A 24941-nucleotide genomic window follows, 5' to 3' on the forward strand; every position below is an offset into this window, starting at 1 on the left:
CCCCTCCTTCCAGCCTAGTGTACCCCCCCCCCCTCCCTCCCCCCCCCCCCCCCCCCCCCCCCCCCCCCCCCCCCCCCCCCCCCCCCCCTCCCCCCCCCCCGCGGCCAGAACCCGCCGATCCACACCGGCGGACGGGGCCGCTGCACGCTGGCGGGCAGCAGCGTCACGTCCCGGACCTCGTAGTGCCGACCGTGGTGGTTCACCGCCTCGCCGGACCAGAAGCGGCTCAACAGCTCCAGTCCCTCGTCCAGCCGCTCGGCGAGGAGGCGGGGTTCGGCGGCGTCGCCGAAGCTGTGGTATTCGTCCTCGATCGGACCGCCCAGCCCGGCGGCGAAGATCACCCGGCCGCCGCTGAGGTGGTCCAAGGTGGCCACCTGCCGGGCCAGTTGCTGCGGACGGTAACGGGGGACCGGCGTCAAAAGGGTGCCCAGTCGTATCCGGGAGGTCGCCAGCGCGGCCGCGGTCAGCAGCATCCAGGGGTCTCCGAAGGGACGCCCCTGGTGCCGGCGGTGCAGGACGTGGTCCCAGACGAAGAGCCCGTCCCAGCCGGCTTGTTCGGCGGCGGTCGCCACGGTCGCGACGTTACGGGGGTCGGCGAAGTCGCCGAAGTTCGGGATGTTGACGGAGAAGCGCATCCCAGCAGGATGGGCGGCCGCCCACAAAGGGGCAATCGGATTCGGCTCCAGGCGGAGGCGGCCTCAGAGCAGGTTGCCGGACACACACTCTCCCCCGCCCAGTCGGTAGACGTTACGCCATGGGCGGGCGGCCCTCGGCGACTCTGTCGCCCAGCGGGGCGGTATCGGCGGACGCGAGGGCGAGGGCGAGGGCGAGGCGGCGGCGGACGACTTCGCTGGGAACGCCGTCATTGACGGGTTCGGTGGCGCGGGGGTGGCGGAGCAGGCGGGAGGCTCCGCGTCAGGCCGGGCCGAGGACGCAGGACTCGTTGCCCTCCGGGTCGGCCAGAACTGTCCGCGGGAGGTCGCCCCCGGCCTGCGTCGGCGGACGTCGCGCCGAGGGCCTCGAGCCGGGCCACCGCCGCCATCGCCGCTTGACGGTCAAGGGGCCGGGGTGCCAGGTCGAGATGGACGCGGTGCCGCATGTCCTTCAGGTGGGGCGTGCGGAGGAACTCGAGATACGGGCCGACACGAACGGGCGTGCTCCGAGGCGGAGGGCACTGTCGACACTGACTGATGACAATGCCGATCCCGTGCGCCCCCTTCGGGCACTCCCCAGGAGGAACGGGGTATGCAACCGCCATGTGGCGTGCTGTGCGGTCGGTCGTGATGGCCGCTCCACCCGCAGTCGCAGTCACAGTCGCTTGGGATCAGCAGCAGGGAGGCCGAGGCGGCCCTGCCTCCCCAGGAGGCGCATCCCTCCCTGATGGACCAGGTGCGGCGCCGGCTGATGGTGGACACGATGACCATGGCGGGAGTCATCGGCAAGGTTCGGCCCGGTACGTGCGAGAAGGCCGTCATCGACAAGGGCGAGGGAGCGACCCACCGCTGCACGGTGATCTACGAGGGCTTCGAGGCGTCGTGGAAGGTCCAGTTCACCGACTGCCAGATCCTCCTTTCCCAGTGCAGCAACGGCACATGGAGCTTCCAGCGGGTGAACCAACCCGTCTGGACCAACGACAAGGGCCGCGTCGACTTCGGCGAACCAGCAGCGGACTGCACACGCCCTGAACACCGGCCGCGTCGGGTTCCAACTGCTTCGCAAGCGCGGGCCCCCCGGGTCCTCCGCACGTCCGAACGGCGATGCTGGACGCGATCCACTCCCCGGTCGACAACGGCATCAAGTGGCAGCCGCTGCTAGCCACTTGATGCCGACCAGGCGGCCGCGCGCATCCGGTGTCGACCAGGGCAGCTCAGACGAGGGTGCCGAGTCGTGCCGGCCTTGACGTGCCGTGAACGTGCCTTGCGTGGGCGGCGTAGCGGCGGCGCCCGATGACGGGTACGAGCAGGCGGACCGGCAGTGGCGCGTGGGCGAGGACCGCCTTGATGACGTCAGGGTCACCCTCGTACATGGCCATGCCGAACGTCAGCGGCAGTTCTCTCTTCGGGATCGCGGCCATACCGTGCTCGCCCAGCTCTTTCCACTCCGCGGCGGTGACATGTCTCTCGGCGAGCGGCAGTACGAGTCTCTCCTCCGTCGCCATGTGCGCCAGGAGCACGGACAGCAGAAGTTCGAAGGCGTCGGCGAGTTCCTCGCCGCGCCGCCCGGTGGAACGCCACTCGCGCAGAAGTTCGGTCGCCTCGGCCTGGGCCCGGTCGATGGACCGATGCTGCGTCTCCATCACGGGCACGATGGACGCGGCCTCTTCGCCGCCCCGTTCCAGGAGCTTCGGCCACAGCAGTACGTCCTCACCCTCATGATGCGTGTGCAGAACGCGGCACACGAGATCCGCATGCGCGCCTACGACGGCGGCACGCGCGGTGTCGCCGGGGACGACGTCCCGGATCAGCTGCGGCAGCAGCCGAAATTCACGGCGCAATGCGGCATGGGCCATATACATGTCTCGTACATCGGCCATGGGTTCGTTGACGGTCGGAGTCACTGCCATTCCTCGGATCGATGGGGAACCTCCCGGCACGCAAAGAACATTTCCGGGTGTCGGGAGGGAGGGGAAGAGGCCTGCGCCCCATTCCATCAGGCAGTCTCACGGATCAGTGAGATCGATCCTGCTACCCGCTTGCACGATACTGTCAACTTGTCGTCGGTACCCTTGAGCCTGCTCATCGGCATCTTCCGGCTCGTTCGACGCAACGCCGTTGTCGCGTGAGTCGCGCCCCGGAGAGGTTCCGAACAATTTCCGGTATTCCCGATGGAACTGCGACGGGCTTTCGTAGCCGACGCGGTGAGCGATATCCGCGACGCTCCCCGAACGGCTCCACAGAAGTGTTCGGGCGGTCTGTAGACGCAGGGTCTTCTGAAACTGGAGCGGTGTCACGGACATCGCTGCCCGGAAGTGCCGGTGGAAGGAGGAAGTGCTCATGCCGCACAACCGGGCGAGATCGGCGACGCTGAGCCGCTCGTCGTAGTGCTCGCGGATCCAGCCGATCGCCCGGGCGATATGGGTGAGCCCGCCGTCGGCCTGGCCGATCATCCGCGTGAGCGCGCCTTGGTCCCCGGTGAGCAGCCGCCAGAGGATCTCCCGTTGATAGGACGGACCGAGGACACGCAAGTCGTCCGGGCAGCGGGCGACGCGCAGCAGTCGCACAACAGGGTCGAGCAGCTTAGGCGTCGCGTCACTGACAAAAAGCTCCGGGTAGACCGGCGTCGTGGCGGTGTCGGTCGTCTCCAGCAGCAGTGAGGCGATGGCCTGCGGCCTGAGGTCCATGATGAAGACGGCAAGGGGCTCGTCAGGATCCGCCTGGACGACCTGGCTGGTCGAGGGCAGGTTCAGCGGGGCGACCACGTACTTGCCGGCGCCGTACTCGTGCGCTTCCCCGCTGCTGACCGTGCGCATGGTGCCCTGGGCCACGATCGCCAGGGTGGGACCGGGCCTCGCGGCGACGACCGGGGGCGTCGTCTCGCCCACGACCGCAACGGTCACACCGTCCGCAACCGTGGCCTTACGGCCACCGTCCCCCACGTGTTCGAGGATCAGAGTGAGCAGTTCCTGTAGAGGTTCCATTCCCGAGCTCCGCGTGCGGGTGCGTTTCGAGTCGTTCTTCCGCCCACACGGTCTTGCCGTGGGCATGGTGGCGCGTGCCCCAGCGCTGGGTGAGCTGGGCGACGATGAGGAGTCCGCGTCCGCTTTCGTCGAAGGTGCGGGCCCGCCGTGGATGCGGGGAGGTGCTGCTGCTGTCGGAGACCTCGCAGATCAACCCTGTGCCGTGGAGGATCAGGCGCAACCGCACGGGAGGGCCGGCATGGCGGACGGCATTCGTGACGAGTTCGCTGACGATGAGTTCCGTGGTGTAGGCGACCTCCTCAAGGCCCCACGCGGCCAGCTTTCCCGCAACGTGCTTACGGGCCTCGGAGACGGCGGCAAGGTCGCCTGTGAGGTCCCAGGAAGCGACGTTGCCGCTGCCGAGCACGCGGGTGCGGGCGGCGAGCACGCCGGCGTGGGCGTAACGCCCGCTCGACAGCAGTCTGTCGAGGGCAGACCGGCAGAGGGCGTTCGGGCAGGGCGGAGATCCGAGGTCCGACACGGGCAGCACGGTTCCGCCGGCCTCGGCCGCTGGGTCGTGTGTCCCAGGGGTGTGTCCGTGCAGCAGCAGCACACTGCCTTCGGGGAGTTGGACCTCTGTGGCCTCCGTGGGCGGTCGCGGCTGTCCGAGCGGCGGGCCGATCGTAAGCTCGACCGTGGTGACCGCGCCGTCGGGCCCGACGACGGTCGGCGCGGGATACCCGGCGCCGGCGAGGGCGCAGCGGCCGGAGACGGGGTCGTAGACCGCGTACAGGCAAGCCGCGGTGATCTCGGACGCGCCCGCGCGGTGCCGGCTCGCGTCGTTGGCGGGCCACAGGCGGGCGAGCACATGCTCCAGGTGGGTGAGGAGTTCCTCCGGTTGCAGGTCCATGTCGGCCAGCGTGTGTACCGCGGCGCGCAGTTCCGCGGCGACGGCAGGCATGGCGGTCCCGTCCTTGGTGACGGAGCCGGCGACGAGCGCCACACGGGCGCCCGGCAGCGGCATCGCGTCGAGCCAGTAGGCCTGGGCGCCTGTCGTGCCGTCGGCGGCCGTGTGGCGACCGGCGAGTTCCACCGCAGCGGGCTGTGGCAGGGGACTCAGTGGCAGATCGGTCACCGAGGTCGGAGACGCGCCACGGGACGCGGTGTCGGCGGATTCCACAGGCCCCTCCGCGAGGGCAGGGGCCCGGCGTTGCGGACGCTGGCGTGCCTGGCAGATGACGAGGCTCAGAGCGAAGGACAGCACAGCCGCGGCGATCACGACCGTCCGGCCGCCTTCCGAGACGCCACGGATCGCGAAGCCGTAGACGGCCACGCTGGCCACCAGCGTCGCCACCCCGATCGCGAGGGTACGCCGAAGGGGAAGCAGCGCGGCGGCCACCAGGGGCGCCGGCACCGAGTAATCGGACCAGCGGACCAGGTCACCCGCGGACGCGCCCAGTTGCACCGCGCAGACCGCGCACAGATAGACGACGAGCAGCGAGCCCGGCTGCCACAGCAGGCGTCGTACAGTGGCCATCCTTGTCAATGTCCCTTCGTGGTCGGCCATGTGCACGGGGCACAATGCGGGCGGTCGTCGTCGCCGGTCATGCCGTTGCCTCCGGTGCTGGTCCCGCGATGGCCGCCGGGGAGGGGCCGGAGCGGGCGGGGGAGTGTACGGCCACCATGGCGAGGTCGTCGTCCAGGTGCCGGCCCGCATAACTCCTCAGGTCCTGGCTGATGTCCTGGAGGAGGTCACGCGGACACTGCCACGCCCAGGCGGCGGCGCGTTCGAGAACGGGATAGAAGCTCCCGGTGGCATCGCGGGCCTCGACGAGCCCGTCCGTGTAGAGCAACAAGGTGTCGCCCGGAGTGAACGCGAAGGTGGCGAGGGGAAATTCCTCGGCCGTGCTTCCGGCCAGGCCAAGTGGCGGAGCGGGTCGAGTCACACACAGGGTGGTCACTGGGCCGCGCCGGTTCACCAGGGGCGGGGGATGTCCGCAGCTGACGACCCTGACGGTCTCTTCTGCGTCGGGTAGTTCGACCAGCAGAGCCGTGATGAAGCGCTCGGCGCTGTCAGGCGCCAACTCGGTCATCTCCTCCAGGTGCCTGCGGACGCTGCGCTCCAGAGCGGCCGCCAACTCCGGGAGGGTTTCGTGTTGATGAGCCGCCTCGCGGAAGGCACCGAGCAGGGCGGAGGCGTCCTCCAGGGCCGGGAGACCCTTGCCGCGGACGTCGCCTATGAGGATGCGGGTCGCGCGGCCGGTGCGGGCGGCGGCGTACACGTCACCGCCCACCAGAGCGTGCGCGGTGGCCGCCCGGTACACCGACGCGATGCGCAGAGAGCCCAGTCTGCGGGGGAGGGGCCGCAGCAGAACCCGCTGGGCCGCCTCGGACACGGCCCGCACCTGCGTGAGTTCTCTCAGATCACGATCGTGCAGAGCGCGAGCGATGATCACCGACGCGGAGACGGCCAGCAGGGCGCCGATGTGGATGGGCAGCAGTGGCGAACGCATCAGCCCGTCGTGCCGGTCGGCGAGAACCACCGCCGCACTGGCGGCCAGGGCTATGGCGGCCGTGTACCGGGTTCGCGCGACTGCCGCGGTGAAGGTGGGGGCGGCCACGAGGAGTGGTGAGAGGTGAATGGCGAGGGGGGCGAAGGACGCCGCCAGAGTGATCGCCGCGATGAGCAGGAGAGGAAGTGCCACCTGTGCTCGGGCGCCGTGGAGAGGGGGGCTGTCGGCACCTGTGGGGCCGAGCCGGTAGCGACTTCCCCGCAGGCGTCGAAGTCCCCGCGACGGACGGACCGCGCGGCCCTCCGGACCAGGCGCCGAGACACCATGGGAAGGAGATTTCATGGGGGGTCCTGGGAAGGGTCGAACCTCATGAGCGCCTGGGGTTGCCCGACGACGCGGCTGAGGCGCTCGGGCGCTCAGTGCCCGTGTGCGACGGGCTCCGCCGACTGGGTCCGACTACGCGGAAGTGGATCATGGACCCACCGTCCTTACCGTTTCCTTGGCGCTTTCTTGCCATAATGCGAGAAATGATTTCCGCTATGCGGACTCAAATGTGCGACACGGGGAGGTGGCAGTCAAGTGCCTGCCAGGTCCTGGCGGAGCTGTCTCACGTAGCGGGCGACAAGGTTCCAAGCCGATGGCCTGCGCGGTGCTCTGGCATCGACGCCGTCAGTACCGGGGCCGCCGAGCACCAGGCGGGTGGTGGGCCCGGCACCACCAAGGCCGAGTCAGCGGCTCGCCGCGATGCGCAGTCTGATCGTGCGGGCTTCAGGGCGAAGCGCGAACTCGGGCCGCACATCCGGTCCACAGGCCCGCGAGCCGAGTCCGTGCTGGGCGGCATCGATGATCAGGTGACTCGTCCTCGACTCGGGAAGCTCGAACGGGTGCCCGGCACGGGCTGTCTGCTGGGGGGTGTGGCGGCTGAGCGTGAAGCCGGGACGACGTCCGAACGTGTCCGGGACCGCCACGACGCGCAGCACCTCGGTGCCGCCGCTCAGCAACGTCAACCAGCGCAGTCGCGAGCGGTGCCCGGTCTCCTGGGGGCGCGCGTAGTCGACCGAGAGGTCGCGGACGCCGGCGGTGAAGCGACCCGTGCGCGCCGCACGCAGACTGTCGGGGTAGGACTCGAAGGGACCGAGACCGAACCACTCGGCGCCGTCGACGGGAGCCGCGCCGTCGGGAAGACCGAAACCTATCCCGATCCGCGGCCACACCGTCCGCCAGCCGCTCGACGGCTCGATCTCCACGAGCAGTTCCAGCTCATCGTCCTTGAGGGACCAGACGGACTCCACCATCACCGACGAGGCGGAGCCCGCCGCGGCGACTCTGTCGACCGTGCGCAGGGACCGCGCGGCCCGCTCCACGCACACGCGTCGCGTGGTCAGCCGGTCGAGACCGTCACGGCGCCACAGGTCGGCGTTGGACACTCCCGCGACGCTCGCGTCGCTGTCCTCGACCTGGTCGGACGCGCTTTCGTCGTTGTCGGTCGGTGCCCGGAACAGTTCCAGCCGTGGGCCCGTCACGGCGCGGCCGGCGAGTCGTACGAGGGATCCGTCGATGAACTCGGCGATTCCCAGCGTCAGGGTTCCGTCTCCCGGCCGCCAGTCGGTCCGGGGCCGGGCAGCCGGAGTCGTACGAGGTGTCGACGCGTCCAGTTGGGCCGTTGCGATCACATGTCCCTCCGGCGCCCAGGCCGTTCCGGCCGCCAGCACCGCGTCGATCGTGAGCCATGTCTCGGCGTCCGGCGACACCGGGATCCGTGGCAGCGGCACCCGCTCCGAGTCGCCCGGTCCGACGACGGGGACCTCCAGGTCACCGTGGTCCACGGGCATCCCGTCGTGTTCGACCCGCCAACGGAAGCGCAGATCGGAGGTGTCGGCCGAGTGCCGCACATTCGTGATCGTGACGCCGTCGCCGCCGAAGTCACCGTCACCGCCGCCGAAGTCGAAGCGGATCGGCTGTACGACCGCCTTGAACTCGTGGAGGCCGGGCGTCGGCACGTCGTCGCTCAGCAGCATCCCGTCCATCACGAAGTTGCCGTCGTGCACCACCTCTCCGAAGTCGCCGCCGTAGGCGTAGTACGGCGTCCCGTCCGGGGCGCCGGCCAGGATGCCGTGGTCGCGCCACTCCCAGACGAAACCGCCGTGCAGACGCGGGTACACGTGCACCAGAGCCTCGTACTGGTCGAGCCCTCCCGGCCCGTTGCCCATCGCGTGCGCGTACTCGCACAGCAGAAACGGCTTGGCCCGCTGGCGGGCACTCTGTGCCGGAGTGCAGTGCGGCAGCGCCGAGCGGGCCCCGTCGGCGCCGATCTGCTCGACCTCCGGCACCGATGCGTACATGCGCGAGTAGATGTCGGTGTACTCGCCGGTGTGGTCACCTTCGTAGTGCACGGGGCGTTCGGTGTCGCGGGCGTGGACCCACGCCGACATCGCGGCGAGGTTGCTTCCCGTTCCCGCTTCGTTGCCGAGGGACCAGATCACGATGCTGGGATGGTTCTTGTCCCGTTCGACGGTGCGCTGGACGCGGTCGAGGAGTGCCCCGCGCCAGGCCGGGTCGTCACAGGGATTGCCGGCCCAGTCGGCCGTTTCGAAGCCGTGCGTCTCCAGATCGCACTCGAGGACGACCCAGAATCCCAGTTCGTCGGCGAGGTCGAGCAGCCGTGGATGCGGCGGGTAGTGGCTGGTGCGGATGGCGTTCACGTTGAACCGCTTCATGCGGGCCAGGTCTTCGCGGGCGTGCTCCTCGTCGAAGACGCGCCCGCGCTCGGGATGTGCCTCATGGCGGTTCATCCCGTGGAACACGACGCGACGGCCGTTGACCAGGAACCGGTCGCCGCTGATGACGACCGTGCGGAACCCCACCCGCAGGGTGATGTTCTCGGCGGCCGTCGACACGCTGGCGTCATAGAGGCGGGGCTGTTCGGCCGACCAGGGCTCCACACCGCCGACGTCGAGGGGAGCCACGTCGGCGGGCGTGGCCCAGACCTGCTCGATGCCGAGTTCGGGGATGCGCAGGGTGACCGGGAACGCCGCCGCCTCGGCCGTGATCTCGGGGTCGACGCGTCCGCGCCCGTCGTCGAATCCGGTGCGCAACCAGACGTCCTCGATGCCTCCGGCCGGCCGGGCGATCACGGTGACGTCCCGGAAGATCCCCGGCAGCCACCACTGGTCCTGGTCCTCGACGTAACTCGCCGCCGACCACTGGTGCACGCGCACGGCGACGACGTTGTCGCCGGGGCGCACCGACGAGGTGACGTCGAACTCGTGGGCGAGCCGGCTGCCACTGGCGCTGCCGGTCTCCACGCCGTTCACCCACACCCGGAAGAGCGACTCCACTCCGTCGAACCGCAGCACGATGCGCTCGGCGTCCGACCAGTCGGCGGGTAGCTCGAAGTGTCGCCGGTAGTCACCGGTGGGGTTCTCGTCCGGCACGTGGGGCGGGTCGAGGGGGAAGGGATACCGGATGTTCGTGTAGAGGGGCCGGCCGTAGGCGCCGTCGCCCTGGAGCACCCAGTGGGAGGGAACCGGAATGCTGTCCCAGCTGCCGTCGTCGAAGCCCTCCGCCGCGAAGTCCTCCGCCTCCGACGCCGTGGGCGACAGACGGAACCGCCATGGCCCGTTCAGTGACTGGGAGGGAGCGTCGGAGTGCAGCCACGACCGCGCGGGACGCAATGCCCCACGTCCTGGTGCGAGGTCCGAGACATGGGCGGAAAGTCTGGAGGACAAGGGTTCACGACTCTCTCTCGGGTGCGAGTGTGCGAGCGGGCACGTCGAGCGCCTGCGGCGACCGGTCAGCGCACCCTGACGGTGCGGATCTCCCACGGAGCGAGGTCCAGTCGGAGCCCGTCCCGCGCCGCTGCCTCGGACAGGGGCCTGCCCAGCAGGTCGACCGTGGTGGCTTCGGTGAACGCGCCGGTCACGCGGACGTGCGCCCCCCTGTCGCTCATCGCCGTCAGCCGGATCTCGGTACCGGCTCCACGATCGGCGTCGGTGACCCGGCGAACGGTCGACACGAGGACGTTCGTGCCGTCGACCTGTATGCCGGTCGCGTCCGGGGGCAGGTGACCCCCGGCGGGGGCGGTCCCGCGGGTGACCAGTACGTCGTTGCGGAACTCCTCGGCACGAGCGACCGCGTCCGCTCCCTCCCAGCCGGTCGCCGAGGGCAGGACCGCGAAACGGTTCTCGACGCGCATGCCCAGGTCCTGCGCACCCGGCGCGGGGATCTCGCTCGCCGCGGGCTCGTCACGGAAGGGATGGATGTTGACGCTGATCGAGCCGATGGCACGCAGCAGGGTGATGGCGAGTTCGCAGCCGTCGTCGACGAGTTCGTACTCACCGGAGTGGGCGAGCAGGACGGTGGCGGCGCCGGCCGACACGAAGGAACTCGCGGGGAAGGTGGGGATCGGGTACTCGCCCCAGCCGCCTTCGGCACTGAGCCCCCGTTCGGTGACGGCGAACTGCCCGGCCGAGGCCGACTTCTCCACGGGCTCGGGCAACGGCACGTGGAAGCGCAGCCGATGGTCGGCGGACTGGTTCAGGAACGACGTGGAGACGCGGACGAACGGCTCACCCGCGCGTACTTCCACGAGCGTCTCGACCGGCGTCGACACGGTCCGGTCGCTGCGCAGATCGCGGTCCGAGGAGAGCGCCGTGGGCCACTCGTAGACGCGGGTGACACACAGTCTCGAACGCAGCGGGCCGGTTTCGAGGACCTCGACGCGGGTCTCCGCCGGCTCCGACACGAGCACATCCCGGGCCGGAGGAGCGTAGTTGTAGCTGTCGCCGCGGTCACCGCCGTCGACGAGCCGGCCGACCCCCTCCAGCACGGTGCCGTCGGCTCCGGTCACCTTCAAGGTGCCGTCATCGGCGACCACGACCTCGACCAGCCCGTTCGACAGCGCCCGGGCCGCCGTCGCCGCAGCGGGTGTCGTCGCGGGGACGGCAGGCCGGTCGCTCGGCGCGACCCGGAAGCTCGCCAGCCCGGAGGCGGGCACGTGCACGGGCACCAGCGCGGTGGCGCGGGCCTCCGCCAGCGTCAGCACTCGCCACTCACCCGGATGCGCGGCGGCCGCGGCGGCGACATCGCGGCGCAGGACGAGCAGATCGAACGGTCCGCTGGTCGGCACCTCGGCCAGGTGGAAGACGAGCGAACCCGGGGTGAGTTCGTAGTGGTCGATCAGCCGGCCGAAGAGTTCGCGGCGATGGATCCGCCGCAGCACGCGTTCGAGCTGCGTGGCGTCCAAGCGCTCGTCGCTGAGCACGGTCGGGGCCTCGGAGACGAGTTGCACGGGATGTTCGGTGCCGTCCGCGGTGGTGGCGACCAGTGTGGTTCCCTCGGGCGGGGCCGTGACCTCCACCTCGACCAACGCCTCGCGGGGGAACGGCAGCGGATTGGCCACCAGATGGCCGTCGCTCGGCACCAGGGCGGCGGGCTCGGCGAGAGCCGTGTCCCGGACGGCGCGCGCGATCTGCGCGGCTTCGGCGAGCCGTGCTTCGACCTGGGCGCAGGTCTCGTCGGTGCCGGAGCCGACCACCGAGTCGTGTGCCGTCGACTCGACGATCTTGTGCCAGGCGAGCGAGAGGAACGGCGAGTCGTCCCGCCGGGACCACAGCGCGTTCACCCGCTCGGCGTGGTCGATGGTGCGCTCGGCCACGGCCATCCGCTGCTTGAGCCCGAGTCGGACGGACAGAACACCCGGGAGGATGTTGCCGCGCACATGACTGCGCAGCTCACCGGTGACGACGGTGGCCGCCTCGTCGCGCACGTGCTCGCGGACGTACTCGTCGAGCGTGGCGATGGTGATGGCGCGCTCCCGGCCGGCCGCGCGCCGCAGCCAGGCCGCGAGCCGCGGGTCGGGCGCGGTGTGGTCGGTGCCGGCCATCGCCAGCACCGGGTCGTCGCCCCACCGCTGGGCCGTCGTCTCCGCGTACTCGCCGAGCGCGCGGCCGATCCGGTCGGGTACCAGCAGGAGGTCGAGGCCGTTGTCATAGCCGTCGAAGAGGAACTCGGTGCGTACTTCGGAGCCGTCGGGCGCGCGCCAGCGAAAGGCGTGACCTTCGACGGCCCCGGGCACACCGCGCCACAGCGCCGCGTGCTCGATGCCGGCACGGGCCAGGATCTGCGGCATCTGCGCGATGTGGCCGAACATGTCCGGCAGATAGCCGATGGGCATCGCCCCGCCCAGGCTCTCCGCGACCGCCCACCCCAGTTGCAGATTCCGGACGATGGTCTCGCCGGAGCAGAGGAACTCGTCCAGCAGGATCAGCCACGGCCCGATGGCGAGGCGGCCCTCGCCGACCAGGGCCGCGAGACGATCGCGGTTCTCCGGGCGCATCTCCAGGTAGTCCTCGATCGCGGCCATCTGGCCGTCGACGGTGAACCGGAATTCCGGGTCCGCCTCGGCCGTCTCCAGCACGGTGTCGAAGGCGGTGACGAGCCGGTGCCGGAACACCTGGAAGGGCTCGTACCACTCGCGGTCCCAGTGGAAGTGGGGCACGAACACGGCCGCTTTGGGCATGGCGACTGACACCTTCTGTGCGTGGGGGCGGACGTCACTTGAGGGACCCGGCGGCGAGCCCGGTGCGCCAGAACCGCTGGAGAAGTGCGAACACGATGATCACGGGCACGATCGACACCAGCGAGCCGGTGATCACGGACTGCTGGAGCAGCGGGGCGCGGGCGGTCTGGCCGTTCCACTCGTACAGGCCGAGTGTGATCGGGAACAGCGACTCCTTCTGCAACATCACCATCGGCAGGAAGAAGTTGTTCCAGATGGCCACGAACTGGAACAGGAAAATGGTCACCAGGGCCGGCGTCATCAACCGGAACGCCACCGAGAAGAACGTGCGGAACTCACCCGCGCCGTCCAGCCGCGCCGACTCGATCAGCTCCTGCGGGACGGCCGCGTTCGCAAAGACGCGCGCGAGGTAGACGCCGAACGGGCTGACGATGCTGGGCAGGAAGACCGCGAGATACGTGTTGACGAGCCCGGTCGCCGAGAACAGCAGGAACAGTGGCAGGGCGAGCGCGGTGGTGGGTACCAGGACGCCGCCGAGGATGACGGAGAACAGCAACTCCCGGCCGCGGAACCGGAACACGGCCAGGGCGTAGCCGCACAGAGCGGAGATCAGGGTGCCCACGGCCGCGCCCAGCACCGCGTAGACGACGGTGTTGAGAGCCCAGCGGCCGAAGACGCCGTCGCTGCGGGTGAACAGGACGCGGAGATTCTCGAACAGGTCGAGGTGCGAGAACACCAGCCCGTTGGTGGAGGCCAGGTCGCCCTGCGGCTTCGTCGCCGCGACGACGAGGAAGTAGATCGGCAGCAGGAAGTAGACGGCCAGAAGGAGCATCAGGGCCATGGCGGCCGTACGGCTGACGCGGCTCTCACGGATCACGGACGGGTTGCTCACAGTCCGGCCCTCTTCGCGGTCAGTCGCATGAACCCGAAGCTCAACACGAAGGTGATGACGGCGATGACCACGGAAATCGCCGCGGCCTGCTGGTAGTTGTTCCCGGAAGCCACCGTGTACGCGAGCATGTTCGGAGTGAACGTGCTGGAGATGTTCGAGGAGATCTGGCGCAGCACGGCCGGCTCGGCGTACAGCTGGAGCGTGCCGATGATCGAGAACACCGAGGTCAGGACGATCGACGGAGCGATGATCGGGACCTTGACCCGCCACGCGATCGTCCAGTTGCTCGCGCCGTCGATCTTCGCGGCCTCGTAGAGTTCCTGCGGGATCGACTGTAGCGCCGAGAACATGATCAGCATGTTGTAGCCGGTCCACAGCCAGGTGGAGACGTTGGCGGTCGACCACAGTACGGCTTCGGGGCCGAGGAAGTCGGGCTGGAGGCCGATGCCGTTCAGCAGATCGACGACGGGGCTGAGTTGCGGCGAGTACAGGTACGACCACATGATCGCGGCGATGACTCCGGGCACGGCATACGGCATGAACGCGGTGATGCGGAAGAACGCCTTGAGCTTCAGCAGCGGAGTGTCCAGCAGCAGCGCGATGATCAGAGCGACGAACAGCATGACCGGCACCTGGACGACGCCGAACAGCCCGATGCGGCCGATGCTGGACCAGAACTCGGTGTTCCGCAGCACCTGTGCGTACTGCTCGAAACCACCGAAGGCCGTGTACGAGGTCCCGTACTGCCCGCCGGTGCGGCGCACCACCCGGACGCTCTGCCAGAGCGCGTAGCCGACGGGCAGCAGGTAGAACAGCAGGAACGGCAGGAAGAAGGGGGTCACGAACGCGGCGACGGTGCCCGCCCGGGGTCCTCCGCCGCGGAGACGGCGGCGGACCCGGGTCGGCGCCACCACGGGTGTCGCGCGGGCTGTGGTGTCGGTCATGCTTCGGTCACTTGCCCGCCGTGACCGGGATCGCCTGGTCCTTCATCGATTTCAGCGCGGCGTTCTGGGCGGCCGCGAGCGCGTCGGTGAGCGTGCCGTTGCCGGCCGCCGCCTTGGCCATCGCGTCCTGCAACGCCAGGTTCACCGTCTTCTGGGTGGGACCCCAGGTGAAGCTGGTGTCGATCTTCTTGGACGAGTCGGCGAAGACGTCGAAGATCTTCTCGTTGTCGTAGTACGGAACGCCCTTCTTCAGCGCGGGCAGTTGGAGCCCGGCGGTGGCGGCCGGGTAGAGGCCGCCCAGCTCGTTCTCCATCGCGAGCGCCTGCGGATCGGTGTTCAGCCAGGTGTTGAACTCCACCGATTCGTACAGGTGCTTGCTGCCTTTCATGAACGCGACGGTCGATCCGCCCCAGTCACCGGACGCGCCGTTCGTGCCCCAGGCCGGCATCGGGACGACCGACCACTTGCCGGCCTGCTTGGGCAGGTTGTCGCGGAACATGCTGTAGCCCCAGGCGGCACCGACGTAGCTGGCGATCCGGTCCTTCTGGTACGCGGCGTACATCTGTGTCGAACCGTTGGCGAGGTCGGTCCGCACGAGCTTGCCGGAGATCAGCTTCTGCCAGTACGCCGCGACCTGTCTGCTCCGGTCCGACTCGACGGTGACCTGCCACTTGTCGTCGGAGTAGCCGTACATCTTCGCGTCGTTCTGCCAGAGGAGCCCGTTGAACCACTCGGCGTTGTTCGGATCGAAGAACGTGATGGTGAGGCCGGGGTCCGCCTTGTGCAGCTTCTCGGCCGCGGACGCGTACTCGTCCCAGGTCGTGGGGATGGCGACGTCGTACTTCTCGAAGAGGTCGCGGCGCACGAAGAGGGCCATCGGGCCGGTGTCCTGCGGTATGGCGTACACACCGGTGCCGCCGAAGCTGGTCTGCGACCAGGTCCACGGGACGAACTTCGACTTGGCCGCGGTGGCCGTCTTGCAGGCCGAGGCGTCCACGAAGGCGTTCTGGGTGCGCAGGTTGGGGAGTTCGTCGTAGCCGACCTGAGCCAGGTCCGGCGCCTTCCCCGCCTTGAGAGCGTTTCCTATGGCGCCGTACTGGTCGTTGGAGATGTTCTTCGTCTCCACCTGGATGTCCGGATGCCGCTGGTTCCACAGGTCCACGACCTTGTCCATGCCCGGAACGGTGTTCCAGTACTGGAGGGTGACCTTGCCCTTCGAGGGCGTGCAGGGTGCTGCCGTTGCCTCGCCCGACGGAGCGGGCGAGGAGCATCCGGCGAGTACGGCGACACCGGCTGCCGCGGCGACGGTGGCGAGGCGTGTGCGCATGACTGTGCTGCTCATGTTTTCCGTTCCCGAGAACGACTAGCGAGGGCGCTAGACGGGTCGACGTTGACTCGCTCAGGCGGGGTGCCGCGGTTGACATGGACGGACGCGACGGTGCCGGTTCGGTTCCCGAGCACCATGGCGGGAAGGGGCAAGCTCCTGTATTTTCCGTCCGTGAGCGTTCACGGGAACGTTCACGGGCGGTGCGAAACGTTCGGAAGTGTGCGCTCGGGTGCGGTTGAGTGTCAAGACTCTTGGATCAGGATGGGGAGGTGAGCGACAGTGCCGTCCGGGACCGAGTCCCGCAGGGTGACGATCCATGATGTCGCCCGTGCCGCCGGGGTGTCCCGGCAGACCGTGTCACGCGCGCTGAACGACAAGGGGGAGATCGACGACTCCACCAAGCAGCGTGTGCTCGACGCCGCGCGGGCCCTGGGATACCGTCCGAGCCGGTTCGCCAGGGGGCTGGTACGGCAGGACACGATCAGCGTCGGTCTCGTCATCCCCGACCTGCTCAACCCGTTCTTCACCGAGGTCGCCGCGGCGGCCCTGGAGGCGGCACGTGCCCGCGGATGGCATGTCCTGGTCTACGACACCGCGGACAGCGCACAGGAGGAGCTGGGCACGCTCCAGGTGATCGCCTCCCAAGTGGACGCGGTCGTCGGCTACTTCAGCCGGTCCGAGAGCGAGATCGAGCAGCTGACCCGGGGACTGCCGGTGGTACTCATCGACCGTGGCGAGGATGCCGAACGCTTCAGCTCCATCCGGATCGACGGAAGGGCCGGGGTCAGGGCGGCCATTTCCCACTTCGTCCAGGCAGGGCACCGGCGTATCGGCATGCTCGACCACGCCGCTCGGGCCGAACCGAGCGTCCGGCACGCGTGGTTCGCCGACGCGCTGGCCGCCTGCGGAATCGGTGAAGCACCGGTGTGCCGCGCGGAACAGAGCGTGGAGGGCGGCGAGAGGGCGCTGGAGGACCTGCTCGCCCAACATCCCGAAGTGACCGCTGTCTTCGCCTTCAACGACGTCATCGCCATCGGCGCGCTCCGTGCTGCCCGCCGCATGGGACGCCAGGTTCCGCGCGACCTGGCCGTGATCGGCTTCGACGGAGTGGCACTCGGCACGCTGGTGGAGCCCCCACTGTCCAGCGTGGCTCTCGACACACGCCGGCTCGGGGCCCTCGCCGTCGAACAGGCCGCCCGTCTCCTGACCGGCGACGGCCCACTCGACCCCGACGACCTCGTGGTACACGCGGAACTCAGGCTGCGCGAGTCGACGTAGGTCCGACGCAGCCAGGTGGCGCTGACGCCCCTCTCACGCCGAATCCGGGCAACTCGGCCGCCTGTGCCTCGTCATCGGCGGGCGGTACGGCAGGGGCTGATCCCGGTCAGTGGTCCCGAACCGTACGCCCGGTTCGAAGCCGGCGTTGCGGCACAGGGTCATGGCCCGGTGCCAGGCGGCCGTGCCCTCGGGCTCCATCACCCAGGGGTGGCCGGCGAGTGAACGCAGCGCCGCCGTCGGGCCGTCGGCGTCCCCCGCGTCGGCCGGTTGCGGCAGGGCGAGGTGCAGGGGGTCGTCGAGCAGGGCCTGTTGTTCGAGCTCGGTGGGCCGCGGGTTGGGGTTGCCGGGTTTCACCCTCACAGACGCGGACGCGGACGCGGCCGGCCGCCGCCCCAGTCATCGCGTGGATGGAACAGGCCGGACTTGCCGTCCGCGTCGACCGGATAGGGAACATCTACGGCCGTCGCGAGGGCACCGACCCCACCACGGCCCCGATGCTGACCGGCTCGCACATCGACAGCGACGGCCTCACCCCTCGGCGGCGAACTCGCCCGCACCGGCTTCGACGGCGCTGAAGAAGCGCGCGAGGGCCAGGGCACTGGCCGGAGAACCGGAGGATGAGCGGGGGCTTCCCATGCATTCGGAACAAGGACCAACTGTTGGCTTAGGTGAAGCAGCAGAATTGGACACGGTCGTCAGTCCCAGCGGGAAATTCCGTAGAAGTCCTCCTGAGGGTGCCACGAGCATGTATGTATGCTGAGGGTCGAACGGGTTGCCGACGGGGACTGGATCACGCTCAAGGCGCTTCGTCTGCGCGCGCTGGCAATGGACGCCGACGCGTTCGGTTCCACCTTGGCCGATGAGGCAGCAAGACCCGAAGCGTTCTGGCGTCAGCGGATCTTGATCAGCGCCTGGTTCCTGGCCTGGGCCGCAGAGCAGGCGGTGGGCGTCGCCGCGTTGGTGGCACCACTGGGCCCACATACCGAAGAACGCCAGCTCGACGCGATCTGGGTGGCGCCGGCCTGGCGTGGGCGTGGTGTGGGAGAAGCACTGATCAGCGCTGCGGTCGACCACGCTGCGGGACACGGAGCCAGATCAGTTTCGTTGACGGTGGCGGATAGCAATAGGCCAGCACGAGGCCTCTACCAACGCATGGGGTTCCACCCCACTGGGGAGCGTTCACCGCGCCCCCGCGATCACACCCAGATGCGCGAGCGGCTCCACCTGAGCCTGGTCTCTGAAGACCACGGAAACGCTTGGACGGATGGAACTCCGCGCTGACCGGCCTGTTGGGGCCTCACCGGAGCTCCGAGTGTGGGCTCTGGAGCACCTCCCACCGCAGGTCGTTCCCACGGTGAGCGCACCTCCGCCCGCATGAAGAGCTGGTGGATGGTCAGGGAACTGGCACACCCGGAGCCAGCGTCCATTGATGCACAAGATCGCCAGTGGGTGCAGAGGAGCTTGAGTTGACCGGCACGGCCACGCGTTACCTGTATCTCGTCCGGCACGGCGAGGCATCGTCTGACGAGAGCGGGCTGACACAGGCCGGTCGGCGGCAAGCCGCACTGCTCGGCCAACGCCTCCGGGACATCCCCTTTGCCGCTGTGCACCACGGTCCGCTGCCGCGAGCGGAGCAGACCGCGCGCCTGATCGGCGACCACCTGAACAACGTCCCTCTGCACGTCTCGGAAGTCGCCGGTGACTACGTGCCCTGCCTACCGGAGAGGGACGAACTCCCGGCAGAATCGGCGGACTTCTACCTCCGTTTCCTCGCGGAGGCCACGGACGAGGAGCGGGAGCAGGGGCCCGCGCTGGCCCGCCGGGCGCTGGACCTGTTCACCGGGCCGGTGGACGGCGAGGAGGACCGGCACGAACTGGTCGTCACCCACAACTTCCTTGTCGCCTGGCTCGTCCGGGACGCCCTGTACGCACCGAAGTGGCGTTGGCTGGGCCTCAACCACGGCAACGCGGCACTCACGGTCATCCGCTACGCCCCCGGTCGAGCCCCCTCCGTCCTCGTCTCCAACGACATGCGGCATCTGCCCGCCGACCTGCGCTGGACGGGCTTTCCCCCCGAGCTGCACATCTGAAGACGCCCGCCAGGCCCTCGCGACCCCCCAGAACCCCCGCGCCACTCCCTGCACGGCGCCGCTTTCCAAGACGGTGCCGCTTCATGCGCCGACCATCCGATTCCCTTCTTTCGTGTGCACGCACCCCCCTTTCTCCCCCAGCCCCCCGGCGGCGCACCGATAGTGGAGGGGCCGCCGGTGCCCGCCAAGGGAGCAGACGGCGTTCCCACCCAACAGCGCTGACAGCAGAGGTGACACACCATGCCCACCACCGAGGCGAACGACCGCGTCCAGCTTGTCTTCTCCCTGTTCGACGCCGACGGCAACGGCGTTCTGGAAGTGGACGACTTCGAGCTGATGGGCAAGCGGGTCATCGCGGCGGTGCCCGAGGCCGGCGACAACGCCAAGCACAAGATGCTCGACGCGTTCCGCCGCTACTGGCAGACGCTCCTTCACGAGCTGGACGCCAACGGCGACGGGCGGATCAGCGCCGAGGAGTTCACCTCCGTGGTGCTCAACCCGGAGCGGTTCGACGCCACGGTCGACGCGTTCGCGGACGCCCTGGCCGCCATGGGTGACCCGGACGGCGACGGCTTCGTCGAGCGTCCCCACTTCACCGCCCTGATGACGGCCATCGGATTCCAACGCCCCAACATCGACGCCCTGTTCGACGCCTTCGAGCCGACCGACGACGACCGCATCCCCGTGATCACCTGGGCGGACGGCATCCGGGACTACTACCGCCCGGAGAAGGCCGGCATCCCCGGCGACCACCTCACCGGGGGCACGGCCCGGTGATCCGCCCCCACGTTCCCGCGCCGGCAGGGGAATTACCGACCACCAAGCCCGTCATCGGCCTCGCGGTGGGCCGGGGGACCGGACCCGAGGTCGCGGACGTCTTCGAGCAGGTGCTCGGCGCGCTGACCGCGGGTCATCCGCACGGCGTGACGATCGATCGCTCCCCCCGCCTCTACCACTCCTATGTCTCACTCCGCGCCGAACGGGACGTGGCAACGATCCGTGCGCTGACGGCCGAGGACGCGGACCACTACGAACGGTTCTGCCGCACCCGCGCCGAGCAGGGCACCGAGGCCGTCTTCCGCACCGCCATCAACGCCCAGTCCCTCTACCTCGTGAGGCAGCGGCTGCGCACCGTCAAGGTCGACCTCCTCGCCGACGCCGGGCGCTCCCTGCTCCTGGTGCGGGACCAGGCCCAGGGGTTCTACACCGGGGACAACCGGCACACGCCCGGCGAGGTCACCCGCACCATGACCTTCAGCCGGGAGATCACCGAGGCCGTGGTCACCTACGCCCTGCGGCGAGCCCGGCACGAATGGCCGGACGGGCACCCCGACCGCATCGTCATGGCGTACAAGTTCCATCTGCTGGACGGCGCCCTCGACGCCTGGGTGGCCGACCTCGCGGACCGGCTCGGCATACGCGTCGACCTGTTCCAGCCGGACACGGTCAACCGCAACCTGATCACCCACGGCCTGCCCGACCGTACGCTGATCGTCGCCGGGAACGAGTGGGCCGACATCATGCACGTCATGCTGCTCGACCGGTTCGGCTCGGACCGGCAGGAGAACCGCTGCACCGAGAACGTCTGCCTCGCACCCGGACTGTCCGGCCTGGTCGAGTACCAGACGGTGCACGGGTCCGCCGACGACCTCGCCGGGCGCGACCTCGTCAACCCGGTGGCGACGATCCGCGCGGCGGCGCTCGTCGCGGAACGCCACGCCGGATGCCCCGGAGCGGTACGGGCCACCGAGCAGGCCCTGCGACTGCTGGACGAGCGGGGCGTACGCACCCCGGACCTCGGCGGGCGGCACTCCACCACCGCCGTGGTCGACGCCCTGCTCGACTGCCTCGACGTGCCCGGAGCCGACGGGACACCGAAGGACGCCGCCCTGGTCGGCGGGTCATGACCGCCGGGGAACCGGACGGGACGACGGCCCTGGTCGTCGTGGACCTTCAGAACGACTTCTGCACCGGCCCGACGGCCCGGGCCCGGTTCGGCAAGGACAAGGACCCGGCGGTGCTGGAGGCGGCCGTGGCCGGTTGTGTCCGGGCGGTGGTCCAGGCCCGCGAGCGCGGCGTGGAGGTGGTCTTCGTACGGTTCGTCGGCGATCCCCGGTACCAGGGCGCCGCCTGGCGGCTGAGGGACCGCACCCTCGGCAAGCGGCCCAAGTGCCTGGAAGGCTCGTGGGGCGCGGAGTTCCACGCGCTCGCCCCCGCCCCGGGCGAGCGGGTCTTCACCAAACGGGCCTGCTTCGACGCCTTCCTGTCCGACGGTTTCGGGGAGCACCTCGCCGCGCGGAGCGTGGAACACCTGGTCCTCGCCGGGCTGTACGCGGACGTGTGCGTGGACTCCACCGCCCGCACGGCGTTCCAGAAGGGCTTCCACGTGACCGTCCTGACGGACTGCACCGCCGCGCTGCACCTGCCGTACGACGCCGTACTGCGGTTCATGCGGGTCGTGTACGGCGCCCGGACCACCACCGCGCACGACCCGCGGGCCTGGACCGCACCCGTGTCCCGACCCGAGGAGGAGCCGTGCGCCCTGCCACCGGGCTGAACGCCGGTGTGGCCGAGGGCGTGGGCCGTACCGCCCTGCTGGTGGCCGCGGCCCGTGCCATCGAGAGCCATCGCCCCGACGCCCTGGCCCGCGACGCCTTCGCGGAGCACTTCGTGCGCGCGGCACCGGCCTCGGCGGGCTGGCCGGTCCGGCCGGAGCAGGTGCCCGCCGGCGAGGCCGACCCGCTGTGGGGCCGCCTCGGCCGCTACTTCGGCCTGCGCACCCGCGTCCTGGACGACCACCTGCTCCACTCGGCGCACCGGGGTGTCCGGCAGGTGGTGCTGCTGGGGGCGGGCCTGGACTGCCGGGCGTTCCGCCTCGACTGGCCGCCGGGCTGCCAGGTCCACGAGGTGGACACCGCCGGGGTGCTGGCGTTCAAGCAGGCGGTGCTCGACCAGACCGGCGCCACCACCACGGCCCGGCGCCGGACGCTCGCGGCCGACCTCCAGCTCGACTCGGCCGAGGCACTGCTCGGCGCGGGCTTCGACCCGGCCGCGCCCACCGCATGGCTCGCCGAGGGGCTGCTGCTCTACCTCCCCGCGGCGGCCGAGCGCCACCTCGTCACCACGATCGACCGACTGAGTGCGCCCGGCAGCACCCTGGCCTACGAGATCAAACAGATCACCGAGTCATCGCGGGTGCGGGCCAGCCCGGTCTACACCGCGGCGAGGCAGCGGCTCGGCATCGACCTGCTCGCCCTGTTCGACGGCGAGCCGCGCCCCGACTCGGCGGGCGAACTCGCCGAACAGGGCTGGACGGTGACTGCCCACACCCCGTACGACTTCACCGCCCTACACGGCCGCGGCCCCCGCCCGGAGCCGAACGACGCCCTGGCGGCCAACCGCTGGATCTTCGCCGCGGCCCCCGACTAGCACCGGGGGCCTGGCCGGCCGGCTTGGTCGACGGGAGGCGTCCCCGGGGTGGAAGCTCGATAAGAACGCTTGTTCCTTACGTAGCGTACTTTGTTCTTATGGATGGGACGGGAACGGGAACCCCCGACGGCCAAGAGACGGCAGCCCGCGCGGGACGACGGGCGCGGCGGCACGATCCGCAGCGCAGAAGGCGGATCCTGGACGCCGCGCTGGACGTACTCGTCGCGGACGGGGTGGCCGGTATCACGCACCGCAAGGTGGCCTCCCGCGCGGACGTACCGTTGGGCTCGGTCACCTACCACTTCGCGAGCTTGACCGACCTGCGGACTCAGGCGTTCTCCTGGTACGTCGAACAACGGACCGCCGAGTACGAAGCCCCCTTCACCGAGGTGGAAACGCGCGAGGACCTGATCGACGTCCTGGTGGACATCGTCCAGGGGGGACCGTCCCGGCACCGCAGTGCCGTCCTCGGCTTCGAGTTGCACCTGGCCGCGCTGCGCGACCCCGCTCTGCGCGCGCTGACGCACGAGTGGACGAAGGCCAGCCGCGCCGTACTGGCCCGCTTCACCGGACCGGAGACCGCCGCACGCCTGGACGCCCTGCTGGAAGGGATGATCATGCATGCGCTGCTGTCGACGGATCGGGAGCCGCGCGAGGCGACGCGGGCGGCCATCGTGCAGACCCTCGGCCCGGTCATCGGACCGGGGACGTGAAAGCCCCGGCCGCCGGCAGGGACGTGAACGTTTCCGCCGGCGGCATGTGCTCGCGTGAGACCACGACGGCCCCACGGTCGACGTACCTGGTATTCCCCGCCCTGGCCCTGGCCGCAGCGACGCGGGTGTCCCGGCTGTCGCAGATCGGCGAGCGAACCGATCGGATACCGCGGCTCCGTCTGCGGCCCGCCGCTGATCGGATTCCTCGCCGAGCGGCCCGCCCTGGCACCGGCCCTCCTGGTCGTCGCCGCCCTCATGCCCGTATCCATCACTTTGGCGGGCGCCGCCCGCGCCGTACCGCCGGCCGCGCGCGAAGAAGCGGCCGACACCGCCTCCGCCGGGCCCGCACACGCAGCACACCGAGGAGAACACCGTGCCGACCGCTACACCCCTGATCAAGGTCAGTGACGCCGAACTGGACGACCTCCGCGCCCGGCTGCGCGCCACAAGGTGGCCCGAGCCCTGGCCGGTCAGCGGCTGGGAGGCCGGCACCGACATCGCGGAACTCCGTCGCCTCGTCACCCACTGGGCCTCCGGCTACGACTGGCGGACACACGAGGCCGCCGTCAACGCCCTGCCCTCCCACCTCGTCGACGTCGACGGCACGCCCGTGCACTACCTCCGCTACGACGGCGAACACCCGGACGCGCTGCCCATCGTGCTCACCCACGGCTGGCCCAGCTCCTTCCTGGAACTCACCGCCCTCGCCGAGCGGTTGGCCACTCCCTCCCGGTACGGAGGGAGGACCGAGGACGCCTTCACCGTGATCGTCCCCTCGCTGCCCGGCTTCACCTTCTCACCACAGCGGCCCACGCTCACCGGAGCCGAACAGACCCACGACCTCTGGCACCGGCTGATGCACGACGAACTCGGCTTCCGGTACTACGCCGCGCACGGCGGAGACCTGGGCGCAGGCATCACCTCACGGCTCGCCGAGGCCCACCCCGAGGTAGTCGTCGGCATCCACCTGCTCGCCGCCGCGGCCCCGGCCGACCAGGACCCGGCCGGACTCACCCCCGAGGAAGAGACCTACCTCGCCTCCGTCGCGGCCTGGCAGGCACAGGAAGGCGGCTACATGCACCAGCAGAACACCCGCCCCCTCACCCTCGCCCCCGCCCTGACCGACTCACCTGCCGGCCTGCTGGCCTGGATCATGGAGAAGTACCGCGCGTGGAGCGACTGCGGGGGAGACCTGTCCTCACGCTTCAGCGACGACTTCCTGCTCACCCAGGCGTCCCTCTACTGGTTCACGGGCACGATCTCCACCTCGTTCCGGCCCTACTACGAGTACGCGCACAACCTCACCCGGCGGGTGCGGCGGGTGGACGTCCCCACGGCTCTCGCCCTGTTCCCCGCCGACCTGAGCCAGCCGCCACGGAGCTGGGCCGAGCGCACCTACAACCTCACGCGCTACACCCGCATGCCCCGTGGCGGACACTTCGCCGCCCACGAGGAACCCGCCCTGCTGGCCCACGACATCACCGAATTCTTCCGTGACCACCGTTCCCCCTCGCCTCCGGTTCCGCGCCCCGGCGCGTGACGCACCGAGCGTCGAGCATCCACAGCTGAGCCGCGCGCAGCGCGTCAGCTCGCAGGCAGCTCCACGCCGGGGACCGGGG

At 70.0% G+C, this 24941-nt stretch carries 21 protein-coding genes and 2 pseudogenes; 11 read left to right on the plus strand and 12 right to left on the minus strand.

Features of this window, described 5'->3' with window-relative positions; genetic code table 11:
• Positions 1 to 98 precede the first annotated feature (98 nt).
• Both ACZ4WH_RS22405 and ACZ4WH_RS22410 read right to left on the minus strand, forming a co-directional pair.
• Positions 99 to 635, minus strand: a pseudogene (locus tag ACZ4WH_RS22405) (LLM class flavin-dependent oxidoreductase); the annotation flags it as partial.
• Positions 636 to 915: 280 nt separating this feature from the next.
• Positions 916 to 1144: pseudogene (locus tag ACZ4WH_RS22410) on the minus strand (VOC family protein); the annotation flags it as partial.
• A 236-nt stretch (positions 1145 to 1380) separates the two neighbouring features.
• Here ACZ4WH_RS22410 and ACZ4WH_RS22415 point away from each other — a divergent pair.
• Positions 1381 to 1815 carry a hypothetical protein gene (locus ACZ4WH_RS22415; protein WP_468183037.1) on the plus strand — a complete coding sequence of 145 codons (435 nt, stop codon included), beginning with the start codon at positions 1381 to 1383 and terminating at the stop codon, positions 1813 to 1815.
• Between the two features lie 52 nt (positions 1816 to 1867).
• Here the strand turns inward: ACZ4WH_RS22415 and ACZ4WH_RS22420 are convergent, their stop codons facing one another.
• The 9 genes from ACZ4WH_RS22420 to ACZ4WH_RS22460 all read right to left on the minus strand — a co-directional run bounded on the left by ACZ4WH_RS22420 (position 1868) and on the right by ACZ4WH_RS22460 (position 15827).
• Complete coding sequence (locus ACZ4WH_RS22420) at positions 1868 to 2563, minus strand: hemerythrin domain-containing protein (RefSeq protein WP_468183039.1); 696 nt, start codon at positions 2561 to 2563, stop codon at positions 1868 to 1870.
• Between the two features lie 96 nt (positions 2564 to 2659).
• Positions 2660 to 3637: an AraC family transcriptional regulator gene (locus ACZ4WH_RS22425; protein ID WP_468183041.1), complete on the minus strand. Its 978-nt coding sequence runs from the start codon at positions 3635 to 3637 to the stop codon at positions 2660 to 2662.
• Entirely contained in the window at positions 3576 to 5153 is a 1578-nt protein-coding gene (locus tag ACZ4WH_RS22430) for a SpoIIE family protein phosphatase (protein ID WP_468183043.1), read from the minus strand. Before ACZ4WH_RS22430 ends, ACZ4WH_RS22425 begins: the two co-directional genes overlap by 62 nt.
• 67 nt (positions 5154 to 5220) lie before the next feature.
• Positions 5221 to 6321: a PP2C family protein-serine/threonine phosphatase gene (locus ACZ4WH_RS22435; protein ID WP_468183045.1), complete on the minus strand. Its 1101-nt coding sequence runs from the start codon at positions 6319 to 6321 to the stop codon at positions 5221 to 5223.
• A gap of 536 nt (positions 6322 to 6857) precedes the next feature.
• Positions 6858 to 9857, minus strand: a complete 3000-nt coding sequence (locus ACZ4WH_RS22440; protein ID WP_468183047.1) for a glycoside hydrolase family 2 TIM barrel-domain containing protein — start codon at positions 9855 to 9857, stop codon at positions 6858 to 6860.
• A 65-nt stretch (positions 9858 to 9922) separates the two neighbouring features.
• Positions 9923 to 12649, minus strand: coding sequence for a glycoside hydrolase family 38 N-terminal domain-containing protein (locus tag ACZ4WH_RS22445; RefSeq protein ID WP_468183049.1), 2727 nt, complete (start codon positions 12647 to 12649; stop codon positions 9923 to 9925).
• Between the two features lie 34 nt (positions 12650 to 12683).
• The gene (locus tag ACZ4WH_RS22450; RefSeq protein WP_468183051.1) at positions 12684 to 13541 is read right to left on the minus strand and encodes a carbohydrate ABC transporter permease; all 858 of its coding nucleotides are present in this window, start codon (positions 13539 to 13541) and stop codon (positions 12684 to 12686) included.
• Positions 13538 to 14485, minus strand: a complete 948-nt coding sequence (locus tag ACZ4WH_RS22455; protein ID WP_468183053.1) for a carbohydrate ABC transporter permease — start codon at positions 14483 to 14485, stop codon at positions 13538 to 13540. Before ACZ4WH_RS22455 ends, ACZ4WH_RS22450 begins: the two co-directional genes overlap by 4 nt.
• Before the next feature lie 7 nt (positions 14486 to 14492).
• A complete protein-coding gene (locus ACZ4WH_RS22460; protein ID WP_468183055.1) occupies positions 14493 to 15827 on the minus strand; it encodes an ABC transporter substrate-binding protein in 1335 nt (444 codons plus the stop codon).
• Between the two features lie 264 nt (positions 15828 to 16091).
• On the opposite strand from ACZ4WH_RS22460, the gene ACZ4WH_RS22465 reads away from it, so the two are divergent.
• Positions 16092 to 17090: a LacI family DNA-binding transcriptional regulator gene (locus tag ACZ4WH_RS22465; protein WP_468183057.1), complete on the plus strand. Its 999-nt coding sequence runs from the start codon at positions 16092 to 16094 to the stop codon at positions 17088 to 17090.
• Positions 17091 to 17123: 33 nt separating this feature from the next.
• Here the strand turns inward: ACZ4WH_RS22465 and ACZ4WH_RS22470 are convergent, their stop codons facing one another.
• The gene (locus ACZ4WH_RS22470) at positions 17124 to 17444 is read right to left on the minus strand and encodes a LysR substrate-binding domain-containing protein (protein WP_468183059.1); all 321 of its coding nucleotides are present in this window, start codon (positions 17442 to 17444) and stop codon (positions 17124 to 17126) included.
• Positions 17445 to 17497: 53 nt separating this feature from the next.
• Between ACZ4WH_RS22470 and ACZ4WH_RS22475 the strand changes: the two genes are divergently transcribed.
• From ACZ4WH_RS22475 to ACZ4WH_RS22515, 9 genes are all read left to right on the plus strand, one after another.
• Positions 17498 to 17665 carry a hypothetical protein gene (locus tag ACZ4WH_RS22475; protein ID WP_468183061.1) on the plus strand — a complete coding sequence of 56 codons (168 nt, stop codon included), beginning with the start codon at positions 17498 to 17500 and terminating at the stop codon, positions 17663 to 17665.
• 178 nt (positions 17666 to 17843) lie between these two features.
• On the plus strand, positions 17844 to 18371 hold the full coding sequence (locus ACZ4WH_RS22480) for a GNAT family N-acetyltransferase (RefSeq protein WP_468183063.1): 528 nt from the start codon (positions 17844 to 17846) through the stop codon (positions 18369 to 18371).
• Between the two features lie 185 nt (positions 18372 to 18556).
• Positions 18557 to 19180, plus strand: a complete 624-nt coding sequence (locus tag ACZ4WH_RS22485; protein ID WP_468183065.1) for a histidine phosphatase family protein — start codon at positions 18557 to 18559, stop codon at positions 19178 to 19180.
• A gap of 240 nt (positions 19181 to 19420) precedes the next feature.
• Complete coding sequence (locus ACZ4WH_RS22490; protein WP_468183067.1) at positions 19421 to 19957, plus strand: EF-hand domain-containing protein; 537 nt, start codon at positions 19421 to 19423, stop codon at positions 19955 to 19957.
• Positions 19954 to 21087, plus strand: a complete 1134-nt coding sequence (locus ACZ4WH_RS22495) for an isocitrate/isopropylmalate family dehydrogenase (RefSeq protein ID WP_468183069.1) — start codon at positions 19954 to 19956, stop codon at positions 21085 to 21087. The genes ACZ4WH_RS22490 and ACZ4WH_RS22495 overlap by 4 nt, the downstream gene beginning before the upstream one ends.
• The gene (locus tag ACZ4WH_RS22500; protein ID WP_468183071.1) at positions 21084 to 21737 is read left to right on the plus strand and encodes a cysteine hydrolase family protein; all 654 of its coding nucleotides are present in this window, start codon (positions 21084 to 21086) and stop codon (positions 21735 to 21737) included. Before ACZ4WH_RS22495 ends, ACZ4WH_RS22500 begins: the two co-directional genes overlap by 4 nt.
• Positions 21716 to 22609, plus strand: a complete 894-nt coding sequence (locus ACZ4WH_RS22505; protein WP_468183073.1) for an SAM-dependent methyltransferase — start codon at positions 21716 to 21718, stop codon at positions 22607 to 22609. Before ACZ4WH_RS22500 ends, ACZ4WH_RS22505 begins: the two co-directional genes overlap by 22 nt.
• Before the next feature lie 98 nt (positions 22610 to 22707).
• A complete protein-coding gene (locus tag ACZ4WH_RS22510) occupies positions 22708 to 23322 on the plus strand; it encodes a TetR/AcrR family transcriptional regulator (RefSeq protein WP_468183075.1) in 615 nt (204 codons plus the stop codon).
• A gap of 373 nt (positions 23323 to 23695) precedes the next feature.
• Positions 23696 to 24862 carry an epoxide hydrolase family protein gene (locus tag ACZ4WH_RS22515; RefSeq protein WP_468183077.1) on the plus strand — a complete coding sequence of 389 codons (1167 nt, stop codon included), beginning with the start codon at positions 23696 to 23698 and terminating at the stop codon, positions 24860 to 24862.
• Positions 24863 to 24941 lie beyond the last annotated feature (79 nt).

It is taken from the genome of Streptomyces sp. NPDC029138 (genome assembly GCF_055564375.1).

Bases quoted from the DNA above. Each gene is read 5' to 3' on its own strand.
- ACZ4WH_RS22500 (WP_468183071.1), top strand. From the start codon at position 21,084: ATGACCGCCGGGGAACCGGACGGGACGACGGCCCTGGTCGTCGTGGAC.
- ACZ4WH_RS22460 (WP_468183055.1), bottom strand. From the start codon at position 15,827: ATGAGCAGCACAGTCATGCGCACACGCCTCGCCACCGTCGCCGCGGCA.
- ACZ4WH_RS22480 (WP_468183063.1), top strand. From the start codon at position 17,844: ATGCTGAGGGTCGAACGGGTTGCCGACGGGGACTGGATCACGCTCAAG.
- ACZ4WH_RS22425 (WP_468183041.1), bottom strand. From the start codon at position 3,637: ATGGAACCTCTACAGGAACTGCTCACTCTGATCCTCGAACACGTGGGG.
- ACZ4WH_RS22455 (WP_468183053.1), bottom strand. From the start codon at position 14,485: ATGACCGACACCACAGCCCGCGCGACACCCGTGGTGGCGCCGACCCGG.
- ACZ4WH_RS22475 (WP_468183061.1), top strand. From the start codon at position 17,498: ATGGAACAGGCCGGACTTGCCGTCCGCGTCGACCGGATAGGGAACATC.
- ACZ4WH_RS22420 (WP_468183039.1), bottom strand. From the start codon at position 2,563: ATGGCAGTGACTCCGACCGTCAACGAACCCATGGCCGATGTACGAGAC.
- ACZ4WH_RS22430 (WP_468183043.1), bottom strand. From the start codon at position 5,153: ATGGCCACTGTACGACGCCTGCTGTGGCAGCCGGGCTCGCTGCTCGTC.
- ACZ4WH_RS22490 (WP_468183067.1), top strand. From the start codon at position 19,421: ATGCCCACCACCGAGGCGAACGACCGCGTCCAGCTTGTCTTCTCCCTG.
- ACZ4WH_RS22415 (WP_468183037.1), top strand. From the start codon at position 1,381: ATGGACCAGGTGCGGCGCCGGCTGATGGTGGACACGATGACCATGGCG.
- ACZ4WH_RS22445 (WP_468183049.1), bottom strand. From the start codon at position 12,649: ATGCCCAAAGCGGCCGTGTTCGTGCCCCACTTCCACTGGGACCGCGAG.
- ACZ4WH_RS22510 (WP_468183075.1), top strand. From the start codon at position 22,708: ATGGATGGGACGGGAACGGGAACCCCCGACGGCCAAGAGACGGCAGCC.